Source organism: Halalkalibacter suaedae, assembly GCF_017939705.1.
GTDB classification, from domain to species: Bacteria; Bacillota; Bacilli; order Bacillales; family Bacillaceae_D; genus Halalkalibacter; species Halalkalibacter suaedae.
The window spans coordinates 332,071-353,565 of record NZ_JAGKSQ010000005.1; the positions used below are offsets into that span (position 1 = coordinate 332,071).

26 protein-coding genes are annotated in these 21,495 nt (G+C 39.4%); all 26 read right to left on the bottom strand.

Annotated features, from left to right (window positions below; translation table 11 throughout):
• Window positions 1-127: 127 nt before the first annotated feature.
• Entirely contained in the window at window positions 128-1,846 is a 1,719-nt protein-coding gene (gene recN / locus J7W16_RS14230; protein ID WP_210597982.1) for a DNA repair protein RecN, read from the bottom strand.
• 12 nt (window positions 1,847-1,858) lie between these two features.
• Entirely contained in the window at window positions 1,859-2,308 is a 450-nt protein-coding gene (gene ahrC / locus J7W16_RS14235; RefSeq protein ID WP_210597983.1) for a transcriptional regulator AhrC/ArgR, read from the bottom strand.
• A gap of 139 nt (window positions 2,309-2,447) precedes the next feature.
• Window positions 2,448-3,281, bottom strand: a complete 834-nt coding sequence (locus J7W16_RS14240; protein WP_210597984.1) for a TlyA family RNA methyltransferase — start codon at window positions 3,279-3,281, stop codon at window positions 2,448-2,450.
• 4 nt (window positions 3,282-3,285) lie between these two features.
• Window positions 3,286-5,175: a 1-deoxy-D-xylulose-5-phosphate synthase gene (gene dxs / locus J7W16_RS14245; RefSeq protein WP_210597985.1), complete on the bottom strand. Its 1,890-nt coding sequence runs from the start codon at window positions 5,173-5,175 to the stop codon at window positions 3,286-3,288.
• Between the two features lie 10 nt (window positions 5,176-5,185).
• Window positions 5,186-5,791: a hypothetical protein gene (locus tag J7W16_RS14250; protein ID WP_210597986.1), complete on the bottom strand. Its 606-nt coding sequence runs from the start codon at window positions 5,789-5,791 to the stop codon at window positions 5,186-5,188.
• Between the two features lie 691 nt (window positions 5,792-6,482).
• Window positions 6,483-7,358 carry a polyprenyl synthetase family protein gene (locus tag J7W16_RS14255; protein ID WP_210598047.1) on the bottom strand — a complete coding sequence of 292 codons (876 nt, stop codon included), beginning with the start codon at window positions 7,356-7,358 and terminating at the stop codon, window positions 6,483-6,485.
• Window positions 7,359-7,372: 14 nt separating this feature from the next.
• On the bottom strand, window positions 7,373-7,606 hold the full coding sequence (locus tag J7W16_RS14260) for an exodeoxyribonuclease VII small subunit (protein ID WP_210597987.1): 234 nt from the start codon (window positions 7,604-7,606) through the stop codon (window positions 7,373-7,375).
• Window positions 7,599-8,966, bottom strand: coding sequence for an exodeoxyribonuclease VII large subunit (gene xseA / locus J7W16_RS14265; protein WP_210597988.1), 1,368 nt, complete (start codon window positions 8,964-8,966; stop codon window positions 7,599-7,601). The genes J7W16_RS14260 and xseA overlap by 8 nt, the downstream gene beginning before the upstream one ends.
• Window positions 8,967-8,974: 8 nt before the next feature.
• Window positions 8,975-9,820 (bottom strand): bifunctional methylenetetrahydrofolate dehydrogenase/methenyltetrahydrofolate cyclohydrolase FolD, encoded by an 846-nt coding sequence (folD, locus tag J7W16_RS14270; protein WP_210597989.1) that lies wholly within the window; start codon window positions 9,818-9,820, stop codon window positions 8,975-8,977.
• Between the two features lie 5 nt (window positions 9,821-9,825).
• Window positions 9,826-10,221, bottom strand: coding sequence for a transcription antitermination factor NusB (nusB, locus tag J7W16_RS14275; RefSeq protein ID WP_210597990.1), 396 nt, complete (start codon window positions 10,219-10,221; stop codon window positions 9,826-9,828).
• 256 nt (window positions 10,222-10,477) lie between these two features.
• Window positions 10,478-10,879 carry an Asp23/Gls24 family envelope stress response protein gene (locus tag J7W16_RS14280; protein WP_210597991.1) on the bottom strand — a complete coding sequence of 134 codons (402 nt, stop codon included), beginning with the start codon at window positions 10,877-10,879 and terminating at the stop codon, window positions 10,478-10,480.
• The gene (accC, locus tag J7W16_RS14285; RefSeq protein WP_210597992.1) at window positions 10,876-12,261 is read right to left on the bottom strand and encodes an acetyl-CoA carboxylase biotin carboxylase subunit; all 1,386 of its coding nucleotides are present in this window, start codon (window positions 12,259-12,261) and stop codon (window positions 10,876-10,878) included. Before accC ends, J7W16_RS14280 begins: the two co-directional genes overlap by 4 nt.
• 17 nt (window positions 12,262-12,278) lie before the next feature.
• Complete coding sequence (gene accB, locus J7W16_RS14290; protein ID WP_210597993.1) at window positions 12,279-12,770, bottom strand: acetyl-CoA carboxylase biotin carboxyl carrier protein; 492 nt, start codon at window positions 12,768-12,770, stop codon at window positions 12,279-12,281.
• A gap of 175 nt (window positions 12,771-12,945) precedes the next feature.
• The gene (locus J7W16_RS14295) at window positions 12,946-13,308 is read right to left on the bottom strand and encodes a hypothetical protein (protein ID WP_210597994.1); all 363 of its coding nucleotides are present in this window, start codon (window positions 13,306-13,308) and stop codon (window positions 12,946-12,948) included.
• A 175-nt stretch (window positions 13,309-13,483) separates the two neighbouring features.
• The gene (locus J7W16_RS14300; protein ID WP_210597995.1) at window positions 13,484-14,125 is read right to left on the bottom strand and encodes a SpoIIIAH-like family protein; all 642 of its coding nucleotides are present in this window, start codon (window positions 14,123-14,125) and stop codon (window positions 13,484-13,486) included.
• Window positions 14,125-14,790, bottom strand: coding sequence for a stage III sporulation protein AG (gene spoIIIAG, locus J7W16_RS14305; protein ID WP_210597996.1), 666 nt, complete (start codon window positions 14,788-14,790; stop codon window positions 14,125-14,127). Before spoIIIAG ends, J7W16_RS14300 begins: the two co-directional genes overlap by 1 nt.
• Window positions 14,787-15,449, bottom strand: a complete 663-nt coding sequence (gene spoIIIAF, locus J7W16_RS14310) for a stage III sporulation protein AF (protein WP_210597997.1) — start codon at window positions 15,447-15,449, stop codon at window positions 14,787-14,789. The genes spoIIIAG and spoIIIAF overlap by 4 nt, the downstream gene beginning before the upstream one ends.
• 12 nt (window positions 15,450-15,461) lie before the next feature.
• Window positions 15,462-16,637: a stage III sporulation protein AE gene (gene spoIIIAE / locus J7W16_RS14315; protein WP_210597998.1), complete on the bottom strand. Its 1,176-nt coding sequence runs from the start codon at window positions 16,635-16,637 to the stop codon at window positions 15,462-15,464.
• A 26-nt stretch (window positions 16,638-16,663) separates the two neighbouring features.
• Window positions 16,664-17,053 carry a stage III sporulation protein AD gene (spoIIIAD, locus tag J7W16_RS14320; RefSeq protein ID WP_210598048.1) on the bottom strand — a complete coding sequence of 130 codons (390 nt, stop codon included), beginning with the start codon at window positions 17,051-17,053 and terminating at the stop codon, window positions 16,664-16,666.
• 13 nt (window positions 17,054-17,066) lie between these two features.
• Window positions 17,067-17,273: a stage III sporulation protein AC gene (gene spoIIIAC, locus J7W16_RS14325; RefSeq protein WP_034630453.1), complete on the bottom strand. Its 207-nt coding sequence runs from the start codon at window positions 17,271-17,273 to the stop codon at window positions 17,067-17,069.
• 22 nt (window positions 17,274-17,295) lie between these two features.
• Window positions 17,296-17,808, bottom strand: a complete 513-nt coding sequence (gene spoIIIAB / locus J7W16_RS14330) for a stage III sporulation protein SpoIIIAB (protein ID WP_210597999.1) — start codon at window positions 17,806-17,808, stop codon at window positions 17,296-17,298.
• Window positions 17,805-18,734, bottom strand: a complete 930-nt coding sequence (gene spoIIIAA / locus J7W16_RS14335) for a stage III sporulation protein AA (protein ID WP_210598049.1) — start codon at window positions 18,732-18,734, stop codon at window positions 17,805-17,807. The genes spoIIIAB and spoIIIAA overlap by 4 nt, the downstream gene beginning before the upstream one ends.
• An 18-nt stretch (window positions 18,735-18,752) precedes the next feature.
• Window positions 18,753-19,034, bottom strand: coding sequence for a YqhV family protein (locus J7W16_RS14340; protein ID WP_210598000.1), 282 nt, complete (start codon window positions 19,032-19,034; stop codon window positions 18,753-18,755).
• A 293-nt stretch (window positions 19,035-19,327) separates the two neighbouring features.
• Window positions 19,328-19,885 (bottom strand): elongation factor P, encoded by a 558-nt coding sequence (gene efp, locus J7W16_RS14345; RefSeq protein ID WP_210598001.1) that lies wholly within the window; start codon window positions 19,883-19,885, stop codon window positions 19,328-19,330.
• A gap of 65 nt (window positions 19,886-19,950) precedes the next feature.
• Window positions 19,951-21,018, bottom strand: coding sequence for a M24 family metallopeptidase (locus J7W16_RS14350; protein WP_210598002.1), 1,068 nt, complete (start codon window positions 21,016-21,018; stop codon window positions 19,951-19,953).
• 1 nt (window position 21,019) lies between these two features.
• On the bottom strand, window positions 21,020-21,457 hold the full coding sequence (gene aroQ, locus J7W16_RS14355) for a type II 3-dehydroquinate dehydratase (protein WP_210598003.1): 438 nt from the start codon (window positions 21,455-21,457) through the stop codon (window positions 21,020-21,022).
• Between the last annotated feature and the right edge of the window lie 38 nt (window positions 21,458-21,495).

Consider the following 21,495-nt stretch of genomic DNA (forward strand, 5'->3'; position numbering starts at 1 on the left):
TCACTCTCCTAGCTCCTTGCCCACACCTCCAAAATTGGCTGTACTACTAATGTTACCTTGAAACCCTACATTTATAACTAGAACAAAAAGAAAAAGCTATCCTTTATTAGGTAGCTTTTCAAAAAGATTATTTTTTGAAATTCCCAGCCAATTCTAACAATTCTTCAGCATGCTGTTTTGTTAGATCGGTCACTTCTACTCCTGAAATCATTCTTGCAATTTCATTCACCTTTTCATTACGTGTTAATGGAGTAACAGAGGTCTTGACCCGGTTATTATCCTCTTGCTTAGTAATATAGAGGTGAGTATCTGCCATTGCAGCTACTTGTGGTAAATGAGTGATACACAGCACTTGAGAACCGATAGAAATTCCGTGAATTTTTTCAGCAATCGCTTGAGCCACTCGACCACTAACACCCGTATCCACTTCGTCAAAAATAACCGAAGTGATTCCTTCTTGATTTGAGAAAATCGATTTAATTGCTAACATAATTCTGGAGATTTCTCCGCCAGAAGCAACCTTGGCAAGTGGTTTAAGAGGCTCACCTGGATTCGTCGATAAATAGAATTCAATCGTATCGATGCCATCCTCACCGAATGGGATTTTTTGACCATCAATGAGAGGAGCGACCTTTCCGATCGAACGTCGCTCGACCTTCACCTCAAACGTTGTTTTCTCCATATATAACGACCGTAATTGTTTAAGTATCTCTGTCGTCAGCTTTGCTGCGGCTGATTTCCTAAGCTCGGTAAGTGACTTTGCTTCAACCAATAAATCATTCCAAAGAGCTTGCAACTCTTCTTGGAGTTTTGAAATTCGGTCGTCCTTATGCACAATTAAATCTAAATCCTCTTCAACTCGAGATGCATACTCCAAAATTTCTTCTACGGTAGACCCATATTTCCGCTTTAAACGTTGAAGATCATGAAGACGACTTTCAACAAACTCAAGACGTGCAGGATCAAATTCGATTGAGTCCATCTTGTCACGAAGTGTAAAAGCAGCTTCTTCAAGAAGGAAAAAACTATTGCTCGTTGATTCGTGTAAATCTTTTAAGTCTTTATCAATCGTGACCGCTTCTTCAAGATGAGTAATTGCATTTGATAGGAAGTCTAGTCCTCGCCCCTCACCATATAGGCTTTGATAGCTATCCTGTAACAGTGAAAATAATTTCTCACTATGACTTAATTTATGACGCTCTTCAAATAATTCCTCATCTTCATTCGGTTCGAGCTTTGCCTCTTCAATCTCAGCTAATTGATATTGATAAAGATCAACTTTTTGAGCCATTTCTTGTTCATTATCACTCAGTTGATCAATTTGTTTCTGCAATTGCAACGCTTGCTTGTACAACTTCTGATAATCAGACTTAGTTTGATTTATATTCTGACGAACAAAGCCATCAAGCATCGCTTTATGATGCTCTGGTTGCATAAGAGCTTGATGCTCATGCTGTCCGTGAATATCAACAAGAGATTGACCAATTTCACGTAGGATCGCAATCGTGACAAGCTTACCATTAATCCGACAAATACTTTTTCCTTGTGCCGTCATATCGCGACGCAAAATAAACATTTGATCCGATACATCAATCCCCAGTTCATTTGCTTTTTTGACAGCACGATGGTTTTCTTCAACGATAAAGAGTCCCTCTAATTCAGCACGCTTTTCCCCGTATCTCACGTACTCTGATGAGCCACGACCACCTAAAAGCAAACCAATAGCATCAATAATAATTGATTTCCCTGCACCTGTTTCTCCCGTTAAAACGGTCAATCCTTTTTCAAAAGGAACCGTCAACTCATCTATGATGGCAAAATGTTTGATCGATAATTCGATTAGCAAACTTCCTCACCCCTATAGCATTTCTAAAAATCGTTCTGTTAACACTGGACCTTCTTCTTTATTTTTGACTATAAGCAGAATCGTATCGTCCCCACAAATCGTTCCCATAATTTCAGTCCAGTCCAAATTATCAATTAAGGCACCAATAGAATTGGCGTTTCCTGGTAATGTCTTAATGACAATGAGGTTCTCTGAACGGTCAATACTTACAAAGCTGTCCATTAACGCTCTTTTGAGCTTCTGTAATGGGTTGAAACGTTGATCCGCTGGCAAGCTATATTTATAGCGTCCATCCATCATTGGAACTTTTACTAAATGCAATTCCTTTATATCCCTAGAAACAGTTGCCTGAGTAATGTTGTATCCGGCTTCACGTAATTCCTCAACAAGATCATCTTGGGTTTCAATTTCATTGTTTGCAATAATATCACGAATTTTAATATGTCGTTGTCCTTTATTCATCATTAACCACCTATTTCTTCCCTTTTCCATTCATTAACTACATTATCTACATAAATGTGAGGGATTACAACAAAATACTTAGGAAGACGGGAAAAAGAGGTTACTCAAATAAATTTTACTTTGAATAACCTCTTTTCATTTAGTCTTCGAGCGGTGCCTTTAGTTGCTGATGTGCAATCTCAACCACTTCTTTTATCGATCGTTGTTCCTTCATTTCGCCAACTGCTTGTTCACCCTGATAATGTAGATGCATAATAAATTCAATATTACCTTCTCCACCCTTTATTGGTGAAAAATCAAGCCCACTTACAATATACCCTTCAGCTATTGAGAAAGACGTGATTCTGTTCAAAACATCCTCATGTACACTTTTATCTCTAACGATTCCTTTTTTTCCTACCTGGTCACGTCCAGCCTCAAATTGTGGTTTCACCAAGGCTACGATATCACTGTTTGGAGAAAGGACCGTTTTCAAAACGGGTAAAATCAAGGTTAACGATATAAATGAAACATCAATTGTCGCAAATTGAGGCAATCCTTTTGATAAATCTTCAGGCTTAATGTAACGAAAATTCGTTCGTTCCATTACTGTGACACGCTCATCCTGACGTAACTTCCAGGCAAGTTGATTGTAGCCAACATCCAACGCATACACTCCAACTGCACCGTTTTGCAAAGAACAATCAGTAAAACCTCCTGTAGATGCACCGATATCTAAGACTAACTTATCTTGAATTGAAATCGGAAAAACGGATAATGCTTTTTCTAACTTTAGACCGCCACGACTTACGTAGGGTAGAGGCTTTCCTTTTAATTCAAGAGGGGCATCACGATCAATTTTTAAGCCTGGCTTATCAATTCGTTCTGTATCTGAAAACACTAAACCAGCCATTATGCATCGCTTTGCCTTTTCTCTTGTTTCAATTAACCCTCGTTCCACCAGTAAAACGTCTACTCGTTCTTTCTTTGTCATGCGATTAAGCCCTTTTTCTTTTCTTTGGTAGCATTGTTAAAAGCTCTTCTACTACTTTATTTTCTGTCAAACCAATCTCTTCAAGTAATTCATCAACACTACCATGCTCAATAAATTGATCAGGAATTCCCATTCTTTTTATCTCCATGTTGTGATAACTATTGTCATGGAAAAACTCAAGAACAGCACTTCCGAAACCACCTTGGAGAGCTGCTTCCTCAAGCGTAATGATTGGCATTGTTGCTAGTGCTAGCTCCTTTAGGAGAGCTTCATCTAATGGCTTGACAGAATTAGCATTTACTAATTTCACCGATATTCCCTGTGCTTCTAGCTGCTTAATCGCTGCTTCTGCTACAGGAAGCATCGTTCCAAAGGTTAAAATACAGGCATCCGAACCATCTTGGATCGTTTCCCACTGACCGATTGGTAGCTTCTTCAATTGATCATCCATTTTAATTCCGTATCCATTTCCTCGTGGATATCTTACAGCAATTGGACCATCATCATATTGAGTTGCTGTATAGATCATATGCTGAAGTTCATTTTCATCTTTCGGCATTAGGATCTTCATATTTGGTAAATGACGTAGAAACGCAATATCAAATACACCTTGGTGCGTTTCACCATCTGCTCCTACAAGCCCTGCTCGATCAATAGCAAAGACTACATTTAGATTTTGTCTACAAACGTCATGAACGATCTGGTCATAGCCGCGTTGTAAAAATGTTGAGTAAACAGCAAAGACAGGTTTCATTCCTTGTGTAGCTAAACCTCCGGCCATTGTGGTAGCATGCTGTTCAGCAATACCAACATCAAACATCCGCTCTGGAAATTCTTTAGCGAAAACGTCAAGTTTTGTTCCACCAGGCATTGCTGCTGTTAATGCAACAATCCGTTTGTCTTCACGAGCTATTTTCTTGAGCGTTTCAGCAAAGACACCACTATAACTAGGTGGTCCAGGCTTTTTAACGACTTCACCCGACTCAATTTTGTAAGGTCCTAGTCCATGCCAAGTTCCTTTCGCATCATTTTCAGCAGGCTCGTACCCTTTGCCTTTTTTCGTTAAGACGTGAATCAGCACAGGACCTTTCGTTTTCTTTGCATACTTTAAATTTTCAGCCAAGTCGTCCAGATCATGACCATCAACCGGTCCTAAATACGTAAATCCTAGCTCTTCAAAGAAAATCCCAGAAACAAGTAAATATTTCAAACTGTCTTTGACACGCTCTGCTGTTGAAGCAATCTTCCCACCAAAGGCAGGTATTTTCTTAAGTAATTGTTCAAGCTCTTCCTTCGCTTTCTTATACTTACCAGCTGTACGTAAACGACCGAGCACATTGTGAAGGGCACCGACATTTGGTGCGATTGACATTTCATTATCGTTTAAGATAACAATTAGATTTGTTTGTTCATGTCCAATATGGTTCAAAGCTTCTAATGCCATACCGCCTGTTAGTGCACCGTCTCCAATTACTGCAATAACGGATTCATCTGTTCCCTTTAAATCACGTGCAGTAGCCATTCCCATTGCTGCAGATAATGAGGTTGAGCTATGACCGGTTTCCCAAACATCATGCTCGCTTTCATTACGCTTCGGAAACCCGCATAATCCCTTATACTGACGGAGCTGATCAAATTGATCTGCACGTCCTGTAAGAATCTTATGAACATATGCTTGATGACCAACGTCCCAAATAAATTTATCTTTTGGACTATCAAACAGCTGATGTAATGTAAGCGTTAACTCAACAACACCTAAATTGGGTCCTAGATGTCCACCAGTAATCGATAATTTTTCAATAAGGAAATGGCGAATGTCTTTAGCCAAGTCTTCTAATTGTTCTTTTGTGTAGTTCTGTAGTTCGCTTGGGTCTTTAAATCCCTCTAGGTTCATAAAGGAACCCTCACTTTCGAGTCAGTTTATCTTTTTTCTTTTTTCCATTTGGTGAAAAGATCTTGATTTTAAATTTTGCTTCTAATAAATGTAGTAATCTGCCCACTTGAAATATGATTTGGGTGGAGTAGTGAATCGCTAACGTTTTTCCAAGTGCTTTACCGCCTACAGTTAGAGCGGCAACGACACTTGTAAAAAGAATCGATATAGCAAACTGCTGGTAGGAAGTATCACTATAGCCTAACTGAAGTGATAATTGTAACACAACGTATGCAGATGCTGTCCCACTAATAATTCCAGAAATATCTCCAATTACATCATTACAAAAATTAGCAAATTTATCAGCGTTTCTCGTAATTAAAACGGCGTGTCTGGCTCCACCTAAGCGTTCAGAAGCCATCGCGTGAAATGGTTTCTCATCTGCGGCAGTTGCCGCCACCCCTATTGTATCAAAGAATACCCCTAAAAACACAATAATAAAGACAATCACCATACCGATTGCCCACGTTACGCCACTTAGTATGAACGTCGAGATAACTGAAAAAATAGCCGCTAGCACTAATGTGATAACGGCAATTCCGATACTCCAGCGTACGGACTTCTGTAGAGTTTTCATTATATATATTAATCACCTTTATAATTATATTATGTAGAGGAGTGGTCATTTAAAGAGTAAACTCTGTAGCTTAGGTCCAGTAGGATTTCCCATACCAGCTCCAATGCGTCGCCGCACTGGCGGTTTCCCTTTATACCGATATTGACGCTGTCACCAAACGCCAGACTGGATTACCACTTAGTCTACACTGAAATCCCCTTTAAATGTCTATCGAACAGTCTAGGAGTTTTCCTCGGCAACCCCTTGCCAATCTTTTATCCTCTTTTGCAGAGCAGATTTCATATAGGTTAAGGCACCATCTGTTGGCCGACAGATTAAATACCTCGTTTTCCATAATCCCCTCTAACTCCACTCAAGGCAGGCTACGCTGCAGACAAGCTCCCTAGCTTGCCTTACAGGTTCATACCTTTTGCTCTAGTGACCGATACCAACGTATGGACTAAGCAAAAGGCCTCCACGGTAGGAGGGTCCTCGCCCACATGCCTTTGTGGATCGCCCTACTACCTCTCCCCCAGCTTAGACCCAAGGCTGGGCGCCTCAAGCCAAAACAAGGGGCTTCATCGATGTGCCCTTTGGCGGATTTTTAGCCCCGCCTTCAAGATTGGAGGACTGACTAGAATACTGCACCACTCTCATATAATTCTATTATAACATGCATGGATTCCAAGCTCAATGGAAATGCATCCCTACATTAATGATCACGATTTGCTACATAGTCGGTTAAAGCCAACAGTAAATCATGATTCATCTCTACATGATATAGATATTCCTTCGCTTTTGTGATATGCTCAGTTAATTTTCTTTTAGCCCCATCAAGCCCAAGCAGGTTAGGATAGGTGCTCTTGTTATTATCGGTATCACTCCCGACGGGCTTTCCAATCGTTTCGGCGTCACCTTCAACATCTAGAATATCATCTTTAATTTGAAATAAAAGACCAAGCTCTTTAGAGAATTTTCTTAAATAGATTACATCCTTTTCACTAGCACCAGCCAAGATCGCTCCTGAAATGATTGAACATGTTAAAAGATCACCCGTTTTATGGTCATGAACATACATAAGCTCGTCTAAAGTAAGTGTTCTTTTTTCACCTGCAATATCAGCTACTTGCCCACCAACCATGCCTTCTGGACCCGCTGCCTTTGCAATTTCGCTAATCAGCTGTAGCTTCTGCTCTGCTGTCAAAGTTGGTTCGCTAAGCTTGGAAATTATTTCAAAGCTATAAGTCAATAGAGCATCCCCTGCCAATATAGCGATCGCTTCACCATACACTTTATGATTAGTTGGTTTTCCCCGTCTAAGATCATCATCATCCATCGATGGCAGATCATCATGAATTAATGAATATGTATGAATCATTTCAATTGCACAGGCGACATCTAGCCCTATTTCAACAGGTTTTCCGAAACTATGTAATGTTGCATTTAATAAAGCTGGTCGAATGCGTTTTCCTCCAGCATTTAAGGAATACAACATGGATTGTTTTAATTCGATTGGAGCATTTAGTCGATTAATATGCTCTGGTAATTTTCGTTCAACCGCTTCTCTTTGCTCTCTCATAAAAGACATCAAATCTGTCACAGTTACTCTTCCTCCTGAAACGTGAGTACTTCAATCTCACCATCTTCATGAAGAATCTGATCCATTTGTTTTTCGACCTTTTCTAATTTTTCATGACAAAGCTTTGACAGGGCCATCCCTTCTTGGAACATACCAATAGCTTCTTCTAAAGGAACATCGCCTTGTTCGAGCTTTTCAACAACTTCCTCTAATTCGGTCATCGCTTCTTCAAATGTTTTGTCTTTTTGATCAGTCATGTTTCACTTCCTCCTCTTTCACAGGGCTTTTCTTCACCACTCGACAAAGAATCATCCCATCTCGCAGACGGAGGTCAAGCTCTGATCCTTCCTGAACTTGCTTTGTCGATTTGATCAACGTTTTATTTTTATCATAAGCAAGATTATAGCCGCGGTCCATTAATCTTAATGGACTAAGGAGATGTAACTCACTAATATGCTTCTCAAATGGTTGACGTTTTGCTTTGATTTGCTCCTGCATTGCTTTTGTTAATCGTTGCTTTAGTTGCATTCGTTTATCTTTTGCAGTGATCATTTGATTGTTTGGATGCATTCGTTTCAATCGTTGATCTAATAAATTTAGCTGTTCAACTGGCTTTTTTCGAGTCATCTCGATGGCTCTTTTTAGTCGATCTAAATAGTTGTCTAATTGTTGCTCCTTTTGTTTCACTAATTGCTCAGGATAGCGAAAAGCATACGATCGGTTCATCCGTTCAAGCTTGGACTTTTCACGTGAAATTTGTTCCTTTACTCGATGGGCTAAGCGTTTATTCAAACTTATTAATGTACGTTTGATTTCTTGATAATCAGGAACAGCTAGCTCTGCCGCTCCCGTTGGTGTAGGTGCTCGTAGATCAGCAACAAAATCACTAATCGTATAGTCTGTTTCGTGACCAACTGCAGAAATAATCGGAACGGTTGCCCCTGCAATCGTTCTGACAACATCCTCGTCATTAAATGCCCATAATTCTTCAATCGAGCCACCACCACGACCAACAATTAAGACGTCGAAGCAATTCGCTGCATCTACTTGGCGAATTGCTCTAACTATTGATCCAGGTGCTTGTCCACCCTGTACGAGTACAGGAAGTAATGTAATTTGTGCAATAGGATAGCGTCTTTTCAAAGTTGAGACAATATCTTGAATTGCTGCACCTGTGGGCGATGTAATAACAGCAATACGATTCGGAAAAGTAGGAATAGCTTTTTTGCGAGTCTCTGAAAATAGTCCCTCAGCCTCCAGCGTAGCCTTGAGTTTTTCGTAAGCTAAATACAAGCTACCTATCCCATCAGGCTGCATTTCCTTCGCATAGAGTTGATATTGTCCATAAGGCTCATACACATTGATTTCACCACGAATTAACACCTTCATGCCATTTTCAGGCTTGAATGCTAAGAATCGATTATTCCCCGCAAACATAACAGCTTGAATTCGTGATTGCTGATCCTTTACTGTAAAGTACAAATGACCACGACTATGTAGCTTCACATTCGATAACTCGCCACGGATCCATACATCAGTCAAAATTGCATCTTCTTCTAACAAAGATTTAATATAGCGAGTGACCTCCGATATCGTTAAAATCGATTGTTCGGACATTTGCTCACCTATTTGCGACTTTCAGCTGATTGAATGGTATTCTCAAGTAACATCGTAATTGTCATCGGACCAACGCCACCTGGTACTGGAGTAAGATATGATGCTTTTTCTTTGACACCATCAAAATCAACGTCTCCACATAATTTGCCATCAACGCGGTTAATTCCAACATCAACAACAACAGCACCTTCTTTGACATCTTCTGCTGTGACAAATTTCGGTCTACCAATTGCAACAATTAGAATATCGGCTTGAGTCGTTAAGTTCCTCATATCTTTTGTTCTTGAATGACAATAAGTCACTGTTGCATTTTCATTTAATAGCAATTGACCAACTGGCTTTCCAACGATATTACTACGGCCAACAATCACTGCATGCTTGCCCTCTAAATCGATAGAAGCTTCCTTTAGCATTTCAACTACTCCATATGGGGTACATGGTAAGAACGTCTTTTCCCCTGTCATCATTTTCCCGATATTAATTGGATGAAAGCCATCGACATCCTTATTTGGAGCAATTCGTTCAATTACTGCTTGCTCTGAAATATGAGCTGGAATTGGTAACTGTACCAGTATTCCATCAATCGCTGGATCTTCATTTAAACGATCAATTTCAACTAAAAGCTCTTGTTCTGTAATACTATCTGGTCTCTCTATTAATTCTGAATAAATCCCGACCTCAGCACATGCCTTCTGTTTCCCTCGAACATAACTCTGCGAAGCAGCATTATCCCCTATCAGAATAACGGCTAATCCTGGAGTAATATTCTCCACTGCTAGTTGCTCAATCTTACTTTTCATTTGTTCTCTCTTTTTTGCTGCAAGCTCTTTACCATTCAATAATGTTGCTGACATAAAGCTCACTCCCCTTTTATTTTTTCAAGTGCTTTTGATAATACACCATTCACGAACTTCCCTGATTCTTCTCCCCCGAATGCTTTGGCTAATTCGATTCCCTCGTTAAATGTTACATTCACAGGTATATCTTCTATGTATTTCATTTCGTAAATGGTCATCCTTACAATCGCTCGATCCACTAGACCCATTCGTTCAATTGTCCAACCTTGCAGACTCTCTGAGATGATTTGGTCGATCGTGTTCTTTTGTTCAATCGTACCATTAACTAATTGAAGCATAAACTCACTTGGAGTTTCTTCCTCTACAACGCTTTTGATCGCTATATCTAATTCGCTATCAGCTAAATCAATTTGGTAGAGTGCTTGTGCGGCTCTAAGTCTCGCTACTCTTCGGTTCATCTTTGTAAACTCCTTTAATTAACTAACATAATTGTATTGATCATAGCATACCATGTTTTTCTAAAACAGAACATAGAACAAGATTAAATTGGGATTACCTATACTGACTACAGTAACTTTCCAGTCACCTTTTCTACTTATTTTAACGTAAAACAAATAAATGGAAATTAACTTTTTCTTTAGATGCTATTAGTATCTTGCCCAAAAAAAGGAAAAGACAGTCAAGGTCAAACCTTAACTGTCTAAGTACATTCACTTATTTTCCCTCTTCATCAAGGTGCTCATGTGTTTCAAATTGAACACCAACAACATGAACATTAACTGCTTGAATATCAATTGCCGTCATCGTTTGAAGAGCTTGCTTAATATTTGATTGAATCAGATTGGCGATTTCTGGAACAGATACACCATAAGTAATCACAACAGAGACATCAACGATAATTCCTTCTTCGTCAAGCTCAACCTTGACACCTTTACCATGATTCTTTCTACCAAGCTTCTCTGCAACTCCAGTTGCGAAGTTACCACGCATTGTTGCAACCCCATCAACTTCAGATGCAGCAATTCCAGCAATAACTTCAATCACTTCAGGTGAGATTTCAATCTTACCTAGTTCGGACTTTTGTTCTTCTAGTTCTAAAATGTGATTTTCATTCATTTGATTTCCTCCAATTGATCAGAATGTAATGTAGCAGACATAACATCATGTTTTTCAAGGAATTTCGTATTAAAATCACCTGAGACAAATGTTTCATTTTGAAGAAGCCTTAAATGAAATGGAATTGTTGTCTCAACGCCTCCAATTTCAAACTCTTCTAATGCACGGATCATTTTCGCGATCGCTTCAGATCTAGTTGACCCATGTGTAATGACTTTAGCGATCATGGAATCATAAAAAGGAGATATAACATACCCAGGATAAGCTGCCGAATCAACTCGAACACCGTATCCTCCAGGAGCTAAATAATTTGTAATCTTCCCTGGAGAAGGCATAAAGTTCTTCGAAGGGTTTTCTGCATTAATCCGACATTCGATAGACCACCCTTGGAACGTTATTTCCTCTTGTGTCCAAGAAAGCTCTTCCCCATTCGCTACTCTTATTTGTTCCTTAATTAAGTCAATTCCTGTTACCATTTCTGTAACTGGATGTTCTACTTGGATCCGAGTATTCATCTCCATGAAGTAAAATTCCCCAGTGTTATGGTCAAAAATAAATTCAACTGTTCCAGCACCAGAGTATTGAACCGCCTTCGCTGCATTAACAGCAGCTTCACCCATTTCTCTTCTTTTCTCAGGAGAAATAGCTGGGGACGGTGTTTCTTCTAGCAGCTTCTGTAGTCTTCTTTGAATGCTACAATCTCTTTCACCAAGATGAATCACATTACCATGATTGTCAGCAAGTACTTGAATCTCGACATGACGAAAATCTTCTATATATTTTTCAATATACACTCCTGGGTTACCAAAAGCTGTCGCTGCTTCCTGCTGCGTAATGTTCATACCTTTTTTTAACTCATCAGGTGTTCTGGCAACACGGATTCCTTTACCGCCACCACCTGCTGTTGCTTTAATAATAACCGGAAACTGAATTTCTTCTGCAACCTTTAGTCCTGCTTCTACTGTTTCAACAATTCCCTTTGAACCAGGAACAATAGGTACACCAGCCTTCGCCATCGTTTCGCGTGCAACATCCTTTGTTCCCATTTGGTTAATCGCATGAGGACTTGGACCAATAAAAACAATATTACATGCTGCACAAATCTCAGCAAAATCAGCGTTTTCCGCTAAAAAACCATACCCTGGGTGAATAGCATCCACCTCGGTTAACGTTGCTACACTCATAATATTCGTGATGTTTAGATAGCTCTTATTCGAAGCCGTCGGACCAATACAATAAGCCTCGTCCGCTAAACGAACGTGTAAGGAATCTTTGTCGGCTTCTGAAAAAACGGCAACGGTTTCGACATCTAACTCTCGACAGGCACGAATAATTCGTACAGCAATCTCCCCTCGGTTAGCAATCAAGATTTTTTTGATCATGAATTCTCTCTCCTATTTTAACCAAGCTCGACAACAAATAACGGTTGACCGTATTCAACAAGCTCTCCATTTTCGGCAAGGACTTCAACAATCTTCCCTTTTACTTCTGCTTCAATTTCGTTCATTAATTTCATTGCTTCTACAATACAAATAATTGAACTTTCTGTAACGAGATCACCTTGCTTAACATATGCATCAGCATCAGGTGATGGAGAAGAATAAAAAGTTCCAACCATTGGTGACGTAATTGTATGTACATTTTCATTTTTTTCTACAGCAGGTGGTGCCGTTTCCTCTTTTACAACTGAAGGTGCTGGCGTTGGTGCCGGTGGCTGTGCAACAGCGACTGGTGCTGGTGGTGGTGTAGAAGTAATACCCTCACTTGCAACCGGTAGTGTTTGTTGTTTCTTTAGTTGAAGCTTTGTTCCATCTTGTTCAAATTTAAGCTCATCGACGTTCGATTCATCTAACGCTTTTATAAGCTCTTTTAACTCTTTTACATTTAACATCGTATGAACACTCCTTTCTAACCACTGCCTATTAAAAATGATAATAAAAAATAAATGTAGGATAGTGGTCTGACCATTCCCAATTATACTATTATGCCACTAAATAAATAGTTCGACAACAACAAGTTTATCCCTGCCACTGTGTATAACTGACTCACTCGACAAGAGGTAATGATCACTCTTCAGTTGAAGGTGTTTCTTCTACTACACGTGTAGCCGTTTCTTTCTTATACTGACGAAATACCGGGTACTCAGAAAGATTATCTGGAATTTTTCCGTTTTCTAATAAGATAATCTTGACAATATTTTTGTTGCGGGCCATATGGAACTTGTCCCCATATTCATTTTCTTTCGTGTATCGCTTTAAATTTTCGTAATCTTCTTCCTGGATTGATACCTTATATGAATCATTGTCCTCATCTTCGACCTGTTGTTCAAAACCAATTTCAAATTCTACAATTTGAATATGATCATTCTTCATATTACGTGTTTGCTCGAGTACTGCTTTTGCTCCCTCAGTTAAATCGTTCCATTCCATTTACATTCGCTCCTCATCTGTAAGTTCTTTGCGTATTATATCATAGACAAATGAGCGGATGCACCTTCATTTCTGTTCTCTTTGTTTAAGACACTCTTAACACTTAACAAAAACTAAGAAAGAAAAGGTGTCTCAAAAGGCTGTGTTTATTTACCTTTTGGACACCTCGCCCTACCTATTTATTTGCACCAGTGTGACCAACTGCTACTTTTGTTTTATCTAAATCTAGGTTTAGCTGAGAGATCGCTAATTGAAGAACTTCATTCGCTTGCTCACGAGTTAATTCTTCTGATTGGACAATCACTCGTACTTGATCTTCCTCTGCCATAACAAGTGCATCCTCAAATCCTTTTGCGATAATTAATTTTTCAAGAACAAATTCGTCATTTTGAAGCTGATGTAAATCTGCTTCACTTTGATGTGCAGCTGCCTTTTCTTCTGCTGACGCTGTATCAGATGCTCTAATTTTAGTGAACTCTTCTTTCAAACGATCACGATTTGCTTGCAACTCCATACGAATGCTTGTGAATGTTTCATTTGATGAGATACTAGAGATTTCACCGAACTCACCATCTTCAACAACTTCTTCACCAGCTGCTTCTTCTTCAGCTACTTCCCCTTCAGCCGCTTCTTCTCCTTCTAACTCTTCAGATAGATTAACAACGACTTCATTTGCATCATTTCCACTTTCTTCTTCCTCACCGACAAAAGCAATCTCATCTGGTGATTGTCCACCAGGCATGACGTAATAAACCGATAATACAATAATTAAACTTAACATTGTTAACAACCATACTGTTTGCTTTTTTAAGACCATTATAAGTCCTCCTTAGTTTTCTTCGGCATGACCGAAATTCTATGTGTTGGTACATCTAAGACTCTACTAACTGCTTCAATTACCATGCTCTTACTATTTGCATTCTCTACTCCCTTGGCAACAACTAGAACTCCTCTTACCTCTGGTTTTTCTTTATGGACCAGGACGGGAACTTCCTTATCACCATTTCGAACGATAACAAGCTGCTCATCTTTAGAGAGATCATCAACTGTCCTCGTTCCACCTTCTCTGTCTGTTTCATCTGTTCGCTGCTCTTTCGATGAAATATTTTTCTCATACACAGCTCGCTCTGTCTCAGCTAAGTTAATCATGACTGAAACATCGGATAATCCAATGACTTGTTCAAGCACTTCTTTCAATTGATTTTCATAGCGCATTTCATAGTCTTTCATTGAATTCGGTTCGGCTGATGCTTCCTGCTTAAAAACAGCCTCATCCTCTTCCTCTTCTTCACTAAAGACTGGTAAGGATTGTTCATTATCTCCTGCTGGATTGGTCAGAAGGTTGCCTGTAATCATGAGGGCAACACCCACACAACCAAGAAGTACTAAATAATGGAGAGGTATCTTTCGTTTCTTACCGTTATCAGACTTCTTAAAAATGGTTTGGATCCATTGTAGGTCCTTCTGCTCTTTGCGATTCATTTTGCTTGTTTCCCCCCTTCCCACGCTAATAAAATCTTTTCTGCAGGCACATTCCAATGGTCTGAGAGAAACTGTTGTACCCGTTCAAATTCCTTATTCGTGTCCACAGGTTCTTCTGTTATCCCGGATTCCGTTGTGTCGATTCGAACAACCTCGACAGGCTTTACCCCTGACGCACTTTGTTCCTCTCCCTCGTCTTCTGCCACTGTGTAAACATTGACATGGATCGCTTTGATTGCTGCTATAGCTTCGTCCATTGTCTCTAATCCTTGATCGGCTTCAAACTCGAGTACAACTTGGGATAATTCTAAATCATGTGTCTCACGTAATGTCTCTTCTACTTGTTTCTCTAGTTGGACAGCCATCTGTTCAGAAATATATGCACGTTGTCCCATTTCTATATCTCTTTTTTGCAAATTTATTGCATCTTGTACTTTTTTTTCTGTATATTCCGATTCGTGAGACAGAGAAAACAGCCATTCATCAACGTCTTCAGTGAAAATTGATAGCAGGGGCTGAAGCATAACAACCAATAAGAGGAGCCCAACCACCATCCGCACATAGCGCTGCATGTTGGAATTAGGGAGCATTAATTCTAGTATGGTTGCAAGTAAGATTAAGAGAATAATATTCGTCAACCAATCTGTTAAAAATCCCATCAGACCCCTCCTTTACCTCATCATCAATGATAAATTACCAGCAGCCACCATAATTGTTATTGCTAGAAAGAACATCAAACAAACAATTGCTAATGATGCAAAAACAAAAATCACTGATTTCCCGATAATTGATAAACATTCAATAATTGGTCCCCCGCCTAATGGTTGCAATACAGCTGCTGATAGATTAAAGATAATAGCTAGAGACAACACCTTTAGTGCGGGAAATGCACATAACATTAACAAAATGCCTAGCCCCGCGATACCAACAGTATTTTTCAATAATACAGATGCACTCAATACAGTATCTGCTGCATCTGTGAACATCCTTCCAACAACTGGAACAAGGTTTCCTGCAAGGAATTTAGCGGTTCGAATCGTCACACCATCTGAAACGGCTGTTGCTGCCCCCTGTACAGAAATAACCCCTAAGAATATCGTTAGAAATACACCAAGTGTTCCAACAGCGATGTTTCTTAGAAACGTAGCTAGTTTAGTTACTTTATAATGATCTGTCAGAGTACTTACAATGCTTAAAACTGCTGATAAAAATAACAACGGTAAGACAATTTTTTGAATAAGTAATCCACTCGTATTGACTAGAAAAATAATTAGTGGGTGAAAGAGAGCAGCTGAAGTTATGTTTCCTACAGCTGCCATCATTGCTAGCAGCAATGGCAATAAAGCAATCATAAAATGAATCATTGAGCTTACTGCATCGGAGGCATATGTAATTGCCACTCGAAAACTATTTAAAGCAATAATCATTAAAACCATATACGTAATGGCATAGGCTACTTTACTAATTGTATGTTGCTCAAATGCATTTTGAAGAGATTGTAGGATCATACAAAAAACAGTAAGTAGAATAAGAGAACCCAGTAGTTTTCCATTTACTAAAAGCTCATGAAGTAAATAGCGAACAAGTCCCATTCCCCACTCTTTAATGCTAAACTGCTTGTCTCCACGAATAAATTCCATGAAGGATCCTTTTTGACTTTCGGGTAGAAATCCACCATATTCCGTAGATATCTCCTCCCAAAACATATGCACTTCATCTAATTGCAATTGTTCAATCTGTCTATCTACAAAATTAGTTTCGTCTGCCGGTTCACTTTCAGCAAAGCTGATTGGTGTCATTAGTGTAAAAAAGAAAGCTGCAAATATAACTGGGATAATGAAGGGCATCCGCACTCTTTTCACCTCAACTTCTTTTACGTTGGTAGTAAAGATAAGACCATCTCAATTACTGCTGTTAAGATTGGTATGGCCATAACAAGAATCAAGATCTTACCTGCGAGTTCAATCTTTGAAGCAATTGAAGCTTGTCCTGCATCTTTGGCAATTTGTGCACCAAACTCGGCAATATAAGCGATACCAATTATTTTTAAAATGGTTTGTAAATAGACCATGTTCATATTGGCTTGTTCAGCAATACCCTCTAGCATTTGTATGATTTTCGTGATCTCATCAATTAAAAACAGAAAGATTGTAATACCAACAAAAACCGTTAGCATAAAAGCAAACAATGGCTTTTGTTCTTTAACAACGAGGGCTAGGAAGGTTGCGATCAGTCCTAACCCGACGATTTGTATAATATCAATCGCAACTCACCCCTCACCCTTGAAAAAGAAAGACTCCTTTTATTTTTTGAAACAAGTCATCAACAATTGTTGCTACCATATATAACACGACGACAAAACCAATCAATGTTACCCAGTGGGCCCAGTCTTCTTTTCCCATTTGTTTTAAAACGGTGTGGATCATTGCAACAACAATTCCAATTCCTGCAATTTGAAAAATGGTGTTCACATCATACACCACGACCTCTCCCCCTCCTATTCAGTTACAGCATTAGAATGACAATGAGCAAGCCCGATAAGAAACCTAAGCTTTTAATCATTTTTTCATAGCGCTGTTGCCTTTCTCTAGCCTCCTGTTCCTCTCGATCTAAGTGAGAAAGGGTTAGCTTAATCTGTTTCTGCTGCTGTTGTCGGTCATGCTGTCCAAGAGTAGCACCGAATTGCAGCATGACTTCACGTTCACTCTCTAGCATTGATGTTTGGGCCCAAGTTTCCTTCAAGCTTTCCTGCCATGCTTCATAGGCAGTCTCTTCCTTATTGATTAAACGTTTTGAAAAGCATTCAAAAAAGGAGGAAACTGGTTTAGGTAACTGCTTCGAGATATTCTCACTCGCCTCAGCAAGTGGGGTTAGTCCATACATCATTTCTGCCTCTAGTGATTGAATCGCGACTTTAAGTTGCCTTAATTGCTTAGGTCTATCACTTAACCTTTTCGCGAACTCAAATCCAATCCACGTCGTTATGAAAATAATGATTGCCGCCCCAATCAATTTCATGAGCGTGACACCAGATCTTTGCGAAGTTGATTTCTAACTCTTTTTACAACACCTGGTCTCGTCGTTCTCGTAAGCTCTACACAGCGCTCAAAAGCGTGTTGTTCAAACAATGGCTTCAAGGCAGGACGCCTCTCAACGTCCTCTAATGAATAGCCGTGAGCAGTTGTCATCACTTTGACACCTGCATGCAAGGCCTCCTGCACTGCACGAACATCTTCCTCGCGTCCGATCTCATCAACAATGATCACATCAGGACTCATTGAACGAATAAGCATCATCATTCCCTCTGCTTTTGGACAGCCATCTAAAACATCTACTCTTGATCCAAGCTCTAGTTGTGGGACACCTCTCATACTAGCCGCAATTTCAGACCGTTCATCAACGATTCCAACCTTTAATGGAGCAATATTACGAGATGGAATCCCCTCACTAATCAGACGAGCTACATCTCGTAACAATGTCGTTTTTCCAGTTTGGGGTGGCCCAATAAATAAAGTATTCATCCACCGTCCTTCATATAGCTGTGAAACAAGTCGCTCACCAGCACCAATCGTCTGTCTAGCAACACGTATATTAAATGAGCTTACGTCTCTTAACGTTTTGACTTGACCATGATCCAGCACAACTTTTCCAGCAAGTCCAACTCGATGTCCGCCCTGTAAGGTAATAAATCCTCTACGCAATTCCTCTTCAAAGGCATACATCGAATATTGACTTAGTTGATTTAGTAGAAATTTGGCATCCTCTGCCTTTACAATATAAAAATCATTTTTCACTGATGGATAGTAAGGAATCCCAGCTGAAATGATTTCTAACGGTCGACCTACACGAAGGCGGATTTCTTCAATTGCTGTAAGAATAGTAGGTTGAACTTGGTTAATTAATCGACGAATCTCTTCTGGCAATACTGGTACAATATCTTGAATCAACACCCTCTCCTCCTTTTACTTTCGAATCCCAATAAGGATTAGAATGACACCTGATGCAATGAAAACAATTTTGGAAATAGATAATTGATCCTTCATTCCAACAAGACCAATTGCTATTGACGTAACCAAAATGGTTGGACCAATAATTGCTAACATCGCATTAAGAGCAATCGCTTTTTCTACACTATTAAATTTCAAAATGAGACCAGCGACCGTTAATTCAATCATTCCGGAAACAAAACGTAGACCAACCATAATGAGTAATGTCATTTCAATCGTATAAAACCAGCTTTTCATAGATCCACCTCTTAAATGTCACTTTGTACAACCTTATGAAGCATTGTCCACATTCAGAACAAAAAAAAGGAGTAAATAAAAAGGTGATCACACCTTTTTACTTACTCCTTGAAACGTTTATATTATTTAATTTCCAAAAAGAGGCTGGGACAAAAGTGATGTAACTAATAGAAAATCTGAACAATGGTGGTTGGTGGACGTATACCGCTCCTGAAAAATACTTCGCTACATGAATGCATTGTTCGGTATTTCAGTTAGATACTTTAGTAATGTCCCAGACTCTACTGCTTCAGTTATGCTCTTGATACATAAGAGCTATTACGTGTATCAATAATTAACATTTCTCCTTGGTTAACAAAGAAAGGAACTTGTACAGTCAAGCCAGTTTCAAGTGTTGCAGGCTTTGTTCCACCTGACGCTGTATCACCCTTGATTCCTGGTTCTGTTTCAACGACTTCAAGTTCAACCGTATTTGGAACTTCGACACCTAATGTTTCGCCTTGGAATGTCATGATTTGAACAACCATGTTTTCCTTTAGAAATTTAAGCTCGTGTTCAATTTGTGCTGTAGGTAGTTCAATTTGCTCATATGATTCGTTATCCATAAATGCATGCATATCAGCACTTGCATAAAGGTATTGCATACGACGGTTTTCAATATGAGCTTTCGCTACCTTTTCACCTGCACGGAATGTCTTCTCTTGAATCGCACCATTTCGTAAGTTACGAAGCTTTGAGCGTACAAAAGCAGCTCCTTTTCCTGGTTTTACATGTTGGAAATCAAGAACCTGCCAAATGCCACCATCCACTTCAATTGTTAAACCTGTCTTAAAATCATTAACTGAAATCATTATTATTCCTCCATCTTTCCGTTCTGTGACATTAAATCAACGTTAATACTATACCACAAGTAGCACTACTCCCCTACATAAATTAACTCTTTTGGGGAATGTGTAAACGACTGATTTCCATTAGCTGTAATTAAGGTGTCATCTTCAATTCTCGTTCCACCAACACCTGAGATATAAATCCCTGGCTCGACTGTTACAACCATACCCGGTTCAAGAAGGGTATTCGACTTCATAGACAAGCCCGGACCTTCATGAACTTCTAGTCCAAGGCCATGACCAGTTGAATGACCGAAATACTCTCCATAGCCTTTTTCTTTGATATAATCTCTTGTTAAGGCATCAGCCTGCATTCCTGTTAGGCCAGGCTTAATCCCTTCCATTCCTAAAAGTTGGGCTTGGTATACAGTCTGATAGATATCCTGTAACTGTTCACTGATTTGGCCAACCGCGACAGTTCTAGTGATATCAGAACAATAGCCATTATACAATGCTCCGAAATCGAGAGTAACCAGCTCCCCGCTTTCAATTATCTTTTTACTCGCGACACCATGAGGCAGAGCGGAACGGTATCCAGAAGCAACGATAATATCAAAGGAAGAGCTAGTTGCTCCTTGCTTTCTCATAAAAAATTCTAATTCGTTTGATACTTCTAGCTCGGTCATACCAGGTCGGATGAATGTGGTGATATGTGAAAAGGCAGCATCTGCAATATCCGCTGCGTCTTGAATAATCTTAATCTCACTTGCATCCTTAAACATTCTAATTTTTTCAACTAGGCCAGTAACTGGAACAAACGTCGCATTCACTAATTTGTCGTAAATTTGATGAAATTCATATGTAAGATGCGATTGTTCAAAACCTAATTTAGTGATACCGAGTCTTTCAACCTGTTTTGCTACTTCTTCGAAAATAGGGCCTTGATGCTGGACGATCTCAAATCCTTTTGCTTGTTCTTGAGCTTGCTCAACATAACGAAAATCAGTAATGAAGACTGCTTGCTTTTCAGAAATAAGAACAACACCAGCAGTTCCTGAGAATTGTGATATGTACCTTCTGTTATAAGAACTAGTTATTAATAATGCATCAATTCCATGGTCAGCGAACTGTGTTCGTAGTGCCTCAATTCGACTCATATTAAATCTCTCCTTCTTCCATAAGCGCCAACAGAGCAAGGTGGTAGCCCTTAAAACCAAGTCCAACGATTTGCCCTCTTGAAACTGCCGCAGTCACAGATTCATGACGAAATGCTTCTCTTGCATGGACATTTGACAAATGGACTTCAATAACTGGAACAGAAACACTTGCAATTGCATCTCGAATTGCGTAGCTATAGTGAGTGAATGCACCTGGATTTAGAATAACCCCTGCACCTACATCACCTGCTGCATGTATCCAATTAATTAGTTGACCTTCTTCATTTGACTGAAAACAGCTAACTTCACAGCTAGTTTGTTTTCCTTTTTCTTTAATAAATGCTTCTAAATCGCTAAGTGTTTCATGTCCATATACATTCGGCTCTCTTAAGCCTAAACGATTTAAATTTGGTCCATTAATTACATACACCTGTTTCAATGGGCTACCCACTCCTCACGTCTTTTTGCCTTGTATTC